Origin of the sequence: Candidatus Paracaedimonas acanthamoebae, assembly GCA_017307065.1 — a bacterium.
GTDB lineage: Bacteria > Pseudomonadota > Alphaproteobacteria > Caedimonadales > Caedimonadaceae > Paracaedimonas > Paracaedimonas acanthamoebae_A.
This window is the reverse complement of record JAFKGL010000043.1, coordinates 1-7,010: the sequence shown is the minus strand read 5'-3', so window position 1 is coordinate 7,010 and position 7,010 is coordinate 1. Positions and strand designations below refer to the sequence as shown.

Annotated in this window: 5 protein-coding genes and 1 rRNA gene; 3 read left to right on the top strand and 3 right to left on the bottom strand. The window is 37.7% G+C overall.

Annotated features, from left to right (window positions below):
- The first annotated feature begins 949 nt into the window (after nucleotides 1-949).
- Both J0H12_07545 and J0H12_07540 read left to right on the top strand, forming a co-directional pair.
- The gene (locus J0H12_07545) at nucleotides 950-1,249 is read left to right on the top strand and encodes a hypothetical protein (GenBank protein MBN9413751.1); all 300 of its coding nucleotides are present in this window, start codon (nucleotides 950-952) and stop codon (nucleotides 1,247-1,249) included.
- Between the two features lie 402 nt (nucleotides 1,250-1,651).
- Nucleotides 1,652-2,017 (top strand): hypothetical protein, encoded by a 366-nt coding sequence (locus J0H12_07540; GenBank protein MBN9413750.1) that lies wholly within the window; start codon nucleotides 1,652-1,654, stop codon nucleotides 2,015-2,017.
- Nucleotides 2,018-2,261: 244 nt separating this feature from the next.
- Here J0H12_07540 and J0H12_07535 read toward each other — a convergent pair whose 3' ends face one another.
- The 3 genes from J0H12_07535 to dut all read right to left on the bottom strand — a co-directional run bounded on the left by J0H12_07535 (nucleotide 2,262) and on the right by dut (nucleotide 6,125).
- Nucleotides 2,262-4,892 (bottom strand): tetratricopeptide repeat protein, encoded by a 2,631-nt coding sequence (locus J0H12_07535; protein ID MBN9413749.1) that lies wholly within the window; start codon nucleotides 4,890-4,892, stop codon nucleotides 2,262-2,264.
- 269 nt (nucleotides 4,893-5,161) lie between these two features.
- Nucleotides 5,162-5,638 carry an SH3 domain-containing protein gene (locus J0H12_07530; GenBank protein ID MBN9413748.1) on the bottom strand — a complete coding sequence of 159 codons (477 nt, stop codon included), beginning with the start codon at nucleotides 5,636-5,638 and terminating at the stop codon, nucleotides 5,162-5,164.
- Between the two features lie 10 nt (nucleotides 5,639-5,648).
- Complete coding sequence (gene dut / locus J0H12_07525) at nucleotides 5,649-6,125, bottom strand: dUTP diphosphatase (protein ID MBN9413747.1); 477 nt, start codon at nucleotides 6,123-6,125, stop codon at nucleotides 5,649-5,651.
- A 647-nt stretch (nucleotides 6,126-6,772) separates the two neighbouring features.
- Between dut and J0H12_07520 the strand changes: the two genes are divergently transcribed.
- Nucleotides 6,773-7,010: ribosomal RNA gene (locus J0H12_07520) — 16S ribosomal RNA — on the top strand; the annotation flags it as partial.

Below are 7,010 nucleotides of genomic sequence, written 5' to 3'. Positions count from 1 at the left end.
CGTAAAGAAGTCCTTTTAACGCTCTTTTTGAGCGAATGCCCTTTCTTTGCCTTTTTTTAGGGGACGACGCCCCTGAAAAAAGGGGAATAAGAGAGGAACTTTTCCAAAGGTCCTGTCTTGGAACCTTAGGCCAAGAGAATGACAAGAGGGAAGTCTTGGGTCAGGAAAAGTGTTGAAAGGCAAAGACCTAAACCTTTTCTTTCATGTGAGCCCTTTCAACAGATGTTTGAAAGGGATTGGATGAAGTTGGTGAGAGTCATTTACTAAGAGTGCACAGGAATGGCAAGTCATCAAGACAAAGGATTAGGCAAAAGATGAACAAGGTCAGAAGGTGTGGTGTAAAAGGAAATATCCTTTCTGTTCCTTGGTCATCCTTGATGTTGTGGGTGAGAGGCACAGTGGAAGTGAGGGGTAGGGGAGACAAAAGGAATCGGAATGAATCGATTTGTGATGAAGAAGGTCTTCAACGTGTGTGACAGGCACAGATGAGAAGTTGAGAAAGAAGAGCATCCCCTTTGTAAAATCCGGGACCTGGCAAGTTCTGAAAGATATTAGGTGGCAACAGCAAAAGGTTGTGAGTGAGTGTTGAAGCCAACGATGGAATCATTCGAGTGAGGCCCTAAGGAAAATTAGAATTTCCCCGTTGGAAGCAAGAAAGAATGAAATAGATCTGATGGTGAGAGGAGAGATCTATCTGTTGCTTGAGATTCTCGGGACATGCCCGAGAATGACGAGACTAGAAAAGCCCAAGTTTCATTCTTGATGTCAAAATAGACGATGAGAATGATCCAAGGTGAGGATGGAAGCGGTCAAGGATAAAATCTGAGTAGAGCGAGTAAAGGATTTTTAAAAATCAAAATAGAAATAAGAACTTACCTTGACATGAAAAATTTCAGAAGGCTTTAGGGGAACCTAAATCGACATAAAACGAACAAAGAAAGGAGAAAAAATGAAAAAATATATTTTAATCTCAGGGTTATTATTGATCCAAGTAATCTTTATTTCGGATGCAGGATCTTTCGACTCACAAGGAGGAATCGCTACAGGTCACAAATTAATTGTTGGAACCCCCGGAAAAAAAGCTTTTTGTAAAAAAGCGAATTTCTTGAATGAAGAGTTGGAAGTTCACTCTTCTTTCGTTGATTTTGATAAAGATGTGGCTTCTACCGTACTTATTGAAGATGCTAAAAATCTATCAAAAGATCCAAATCTTGCATTTTCTTCCGGAGAACATGGTGCGAGTGAATAATTTACAGAAGACATAATATCAGCCTCAGAAGTTGACTCACCTTAAAAAACGGAATGTGGATTCATATAATGTTGTCGTGACGTAAGGGGGGAGAATAGATTGAATCAGAGAGACTAAAGAAAAAAGTCTCAGGCAGCCTGAAGATGTAAGCAAGAGTCAAACAGTTGTCAATGTGAGTGATGGGCACGATGTAAAAAATAATGAGAAGAAATCAAGAAGATCTCATGTATTAAGGTCAGGAAAGATAATTAAATATATTTAATTTGCTTTATAATAAAGTATAAGAAGAAATTTTTATTTTTTAAAAATTTTTGGGTGTCGCTGTCTTATTAATTTTTATTTAAGGTTTTTCTTATATTCTTAACATGTATAAACGAGAAAAACTAAACAGCGGAGATAAAAATGTTAAAATATGCTTTAATCGCAGGCTTGTTAATGACCCAAGTTCCATTTGTTCAACAAGTAGAAGCAGTTTCAGTTTCTGATATTAAAAAATTAGCAATGGCAGGCAAAGATAAATTCTGTCGTAAAGCAAGTTTTTTTAGTGGTGTTGTAAGTGTTCGTTCTTTTGAAGGAGCCTTGTGTACTCATCCAGGAGTTGCTGCAATTGCCACGAAGATTTGCGGAAAAGTAGAAGGTTTCGCGGAGTCCAAATGTGCAACAAATGCGAAGAAAGCTTTAGCTGGTAAAGATCCAGAGACAGTTCTCGAACAAGAAAAAGCTAAAGATCCTACTATTGCAGAAGTTGCTCAAAGCGTTGGTGAATAATCAATTGTAAAATAATATCATTAAAGAAGCCCTTTTATAGGGCTTCTTTTTTATAAAAATTAGAAATAGTCAAGCCATGTCTACGTTTGTAATAAAAATTTTGATTCGAAATTAAGCGAATTATTCTTTTTTATCATTTCTTTCTTATTTAAGGAGAACAACGAAAATTCTTTAAAGAAAAGAAGTAGCAGACAACTTTGCTTAAGAAACTAGGTTGTCTGATCTTTTTCGTTTTCTCAGAGGTTTACTCTGCCCATTTCCATGGTTTGAAGGAAACTTCAGATGTAACTAAATTTTTAAAAGCTTTATGATTATCATTCTCATAATGACCTTTGAGGGAGAAAATCTGAATCTTAGTCACTCCTTGATGTATTGATCCTTCAAGAATACGAAAGACAAGACGATCTTCGTGAGTTAAGCGCATAGAGTGTAGGTTGTCGTATCCTGTCAACGGTTCATAACGGGATCTTTTATGTTCTCCACTCGCTAAAGAGGTAAGACATTTTTGAATCATGATCTTTTCAAAGTCAGTGAGTGTATTCATATCAATATCAGGGTGTAAAGTTATGCTGACATCTTGATATGTTTTCGAAGGTTGAGGCGCGTTTTCCTGAGTCATCACAGGTTTTTTCCGCTCCTCTTCAAGTCGTTTTTGAGCACGTTCTAAATACTTCAAGTATTTCTTCGAAGGCGTTGGCGCTTTAAAAGATTCAACGGGAGTTGGTAAAGGTTGATAGAGTTGTTCTTGGACAGAAGGAGACGTATTTGGTTGAGGAATATTAGGTTGAGGCGCAAGAGCTTCAACAGTCTTTTCCTCTAGGATGATCTCTTCTGGAAGAAGCGTTTCAAGGTAATGGTCTTCTACTTTTTGAGCTTGTTCTAATTCTCCAATTCCCTCAAGGAACTCAATATAAAATACTTCAGCATCTTCAACGTTTGACGCAATCGCTTTTTGATAAAAGTTTTTTGCTTGTTGGAAATCCTTCTTCCCCCAATGAGCCAAGGCCAGAAGAAGCAATCCTTTGACTTCTCCTGTATTCAGAACTTCTGTTGCTAATTTTTCAAGTCTATCGAAATTACCTGCTTTCAATTCTAAACTGGCAAGAAGGTAAAGGACTTGAGGAAGTTTTTCTTCTTCAAGGATTTGTTGGAACAACTTTCTGGACGCATCTATGTTTTCTTTAATATTTTCTAAGACAGCAAGATTTTGCATTACTAGTAATTTATTAGGTGTTTCGAGTACTTGTTTATAGAACGACTCCGCTTCGTCAAATTGACCCAAAGCTTGCTTTATGCATCCCATATTCATTATAGCCTCAGAACTTCCTTCAGAGGCTGCTTGGATAAAATATTTCTCTGCTATTTCATAATTGCCTTTACTGCATTCTATGGAACCAAGATTATTTAAAGGCTTCATATACTGATGCTCCACAGCTTTTTCGAACCATTCTTTGGCTTTGTCTAAATGACCTTCGTCCTGCAACAAAATGCCAAAATTGTACATTGAGGGGGGAAATTTTTTTAGAGCAGCTTTTTCGAACCATTCTTTGGCTTTATCTAATTGATCTTCTTCCATAAGAAATACTCCGATCATATGACATGATTCTATATGTCCTTTCTCTGCAGCTTTTTGGTACCATTCTCTTGCTTCTTGAGAATTTCCTTCGTCTCTTGCAATAATTGCCAAATTATACATAGCCTTTATATTATTTTGGTTAGCAGTCTCTTTGTACAATTTTTTAGCGTCTTCAATTTTACCTTGACGGTATAATAAATCTGCAAGGTTATCCATTGAGTACGAAAAACCTTTAGTCATTGCTTGTGTATAGAGGGATTGTGCCCACGCAGGATCTTCTTTTTCTACTAAAGAACCAAGATTATGCAGTGCTTTTATATCTCCAAGACTAATAGCATTTTGGTACCATTCTTGAGCCTTGAGGATTTGATTACTCTCATGAAACATTATGCCTTTACGTCGTGCAAACATTTTGGCCATGGGGGTACGAAATTTCACAGCCGTATCAAGAAGAGAGGTATTTTCCTGAACACTGTTTTCTAATTTCTTTGGAGAAAAAATAAAAGACAATGAGTTGGAATTTATGCCGTTTGTTGAATTTACAACTTGTTTTTGAAAAAATTCAAATTCTTGTCTTATTTCCTGAGATTGTTTTGTAAAAAAGGCTGGTAATATCTGTTCAATACTTGAAACAAATTCTTTTGTATAAGGTTGGAATTTTTCTTCATCTAATATCTGTTGTGCTTTTGAGAGATATTCATAAAGAGGTTCAAGAATTTTTTTTCGTTGGTCACCATTAGTTCCTGGAATTGGATGTCCGAAAGTCGATTTCTTTTCTTGAACTTTCTTAGGGATTGTTCCTTTTTTTTGTTTGCCCTGTGGTAATGAGGAGGAGGGAGTCGGTTTTGTAACGTCCAACAAAGCATCAAAAAACTCTTTTCCTTCTGGAATAACCATATTCCCTGTCATAAAATAATGAAAAGCAAAGCACCATATCCCGATCTGGAGGCGGGAAGCATAAAATTCATTTTTAAGTGCTTCTTTTTCGAGTGCTTTGAGTTTTTTTCCTCCTTGAGACGAAGGTTGAAATACCTTGATTACCTCAATGAGTTGTTCAAAGAGAGAGGTAGGATTATAAGTCGTGAATCTTTCTTCAAGAGTGATTTCTTCATTGATAAAATTTTTTCGAATTTCCTCGAGAGAGAGAAGCTCTTTCGTTACCTCTTTTTGAGGGAGAGAGGGTTTATTCGTATTGGGGGCCTCATACTCAAGAGGAGCGTTATAGGAAGCAAGAGAGGGAGTAGTTGAGACCCCAAGAAGGAGAGAAAAAGTATAAAGAGTTAAGATCTTTGATTTCATCGAAGTACCTCTAATTGCATTATTACCTAATTGGTATATAGAGTTAGTTATCTAAAAAACAAATATTTTTTATGAAAAAATAAAATTTACCAATCTTTATAAGAGATTTTAACAAATATAATTATTTATTTTAAATAAAGATATTTTATTATTTTTGTGGTTTTCAATTAATTTTTGTAAGATATGGCAATTAAACTATCTGAATTCGAATAGATAGTTAGTCATGCAAGTTTACAACTATAAAAGTAGACTATTGTACTGACAAGATCTTATAAGGTCTCATGAGGGTAAAGCCCCCAGAGAGCTGCTCGCGTCACCCAGCCTTTATGGCCTTGAGCTTCAATACGGCACCAGTCGCCTTTGACTTCATGGATTTTACAAATAACACCAGCTTCTGCGGCCGCAACGGCTTTACTGTGGAGGTCAGCGCTTCGGTGAAGATGTTGGAAAGCATGCGTGACAATTGCAAAGCGTGCGCCGGAGAGCATGCTTTTATGGACCCAGCCTTCGACGCCTTCATAATCACGGATTTTTCGCCAGACTTCAAATTCGTCAATAATTTCTACAGGCATATCTTTACGTTTAAAAATCCACTCAATCGGATATTCACTTCCAGGGCCGACTCTTAAGTTAATTTCACTGGAACGGAGAGATGCGAAACGTGGCAAAGGAAGTGCCGGAGCAGCTTCTAAGAAGGGGGTTGCAAAAAAGAAGAAGAGAGGCCAAGCAAAAAGTATTTTTTTCATGGGGTTTAATCTATTCTTTATGATGAGTTCCTGTTGAACCAAATCCTTGAATGCCACGAGCAGTTGAATCCTCAAAATTTTCGCAAACTTCCCAGCTTGCTTTCGTGTAACGAGCAATAACCATCTGAGCAATGCGCATGCCGCGCGTGATGTGAAAAGGGCCGTGACCAAGGTTGATTAAGAGAACTTTAATTTCGCCTCGATAATCAGCATCAATAGTCCCCGGAGAATTTAAAAGCGTAACCCCATTTTTAAATGCAAGGCCAGAGCGCGGGCGGAGTTGCGCTTCAAATCCTTGAGGGAGAGCCATCATAAAGCCACAGGGGATCAAAACTCTCTCAAGAGGGTTTAGCGTTATTTCTTCCTCAATCGCCGCACAAAGATCTAACCCAGCCGCATCTTCTGTGGCATGAGCTGGCAACGGAAGGTCTGCTCCATGAGGAAGATGTTGAAGGGGAATGGTTACAAGAGAGAGGGGGGCATTCATAAATAGTGTTTCCTTATTTTTTCATTCGTATGTCTTAAAATTTCAAAAAATATAGGCAATTTTGGGGTTGGTTAAAAGGGGATTTTTATAAGTCACTTTAGGAAGAGAGATTTATCGGGGGCACTTAAGGTTTCATTAACCTAAAGATGGGTAAGATTATTATAGGAGATTTTAGATAGAAAGAGGCAGTTCATAGAGAGAAGTGCCGTGTTGGTTTGAGGCTATAAGATGAACAAGGCTGAACCAAATAAAATTTTAAAAGAACATTTTGGATGAAACATTAGTTAAAGGGTAAAAAGCCGAAAGAAAAAACAGCCTATTTATGGCTTAAAACCTAGGTTTTTTTGAGATTTTCAAAAAAAATTAAAAAAAATGGTTTTATGTTGTTGACATGTCGAGATGGTCCCATTATAACCAGCAACACAGTCGACGACGAAACGAGAAAAAGTCGGAATCGGAAGCGACACAGGATCTTTGACAAGTCAGTTTTTTGAAAAGGATATGAGGGTGGTTGGTTAATTTTAATCAACTGGTCTCATATGAAATTAATTTTATTTGAGTAATTTGTGACCTTTTGAGTAATTCAGATTGAACTCAAATTCTAGAACCTAGTTGTAGAGTTTGATTCTAAATATCTGATGAAGATCAAACATGAGAGTTTGATCCTGGCTCAGAACGAACGCTGGCGGCACGCCTAACACATGCAAGTCGAACGAGATCATATCTTCGGATATGGTCTAGTGGCGGACGGGTGAGTAACGCGTGGGTATCTGCCTCAAGGTGGGGGATAACTGTTGGAAACGACAGCTAATACCGCATGATCCCGTAAGGGTAAAGATTTATCGCCTTGAGAGGAGCCCGCGTCGGATTAGGTAGTTGGTAGGG

Coding starts and splice junctions, on each gene's coding strand:
- J0H12_07530 (MBN9413748.1), bottom strand. CDS start 5,638: ATGAAAAAAATACTTTTTGCTTGGCCTCTCTTCTTCTTTTTTGCAACC.
- J0H12_07545 (MBN9413751.1), top strand. CDS start 950: ATGAAAAAATATATTTTAATCTCAGGGTTATTATTGATCCAAGTAATC.
- dut (MBN9413747.1), bottom strand. CDS start 6,125: ATGAATGCCCCCCTCTCTCTTGTAACCATTCCCCTTCAACATCTTCCT.
- J0H12_07535 (MBN9413749.1), bottom strand. CDS start 4,892: ATGAAATCAAAGATCTTAACTCTTTATACTTTTTCTCTCCTTCTTGGG.
- J0H12_07540 (MBN9413750.1), top strand. CDS start 1,652: ATGTTAAAATATGCTTTAATCGCAGGCTTGTTAATGACCCAAGTTCCA.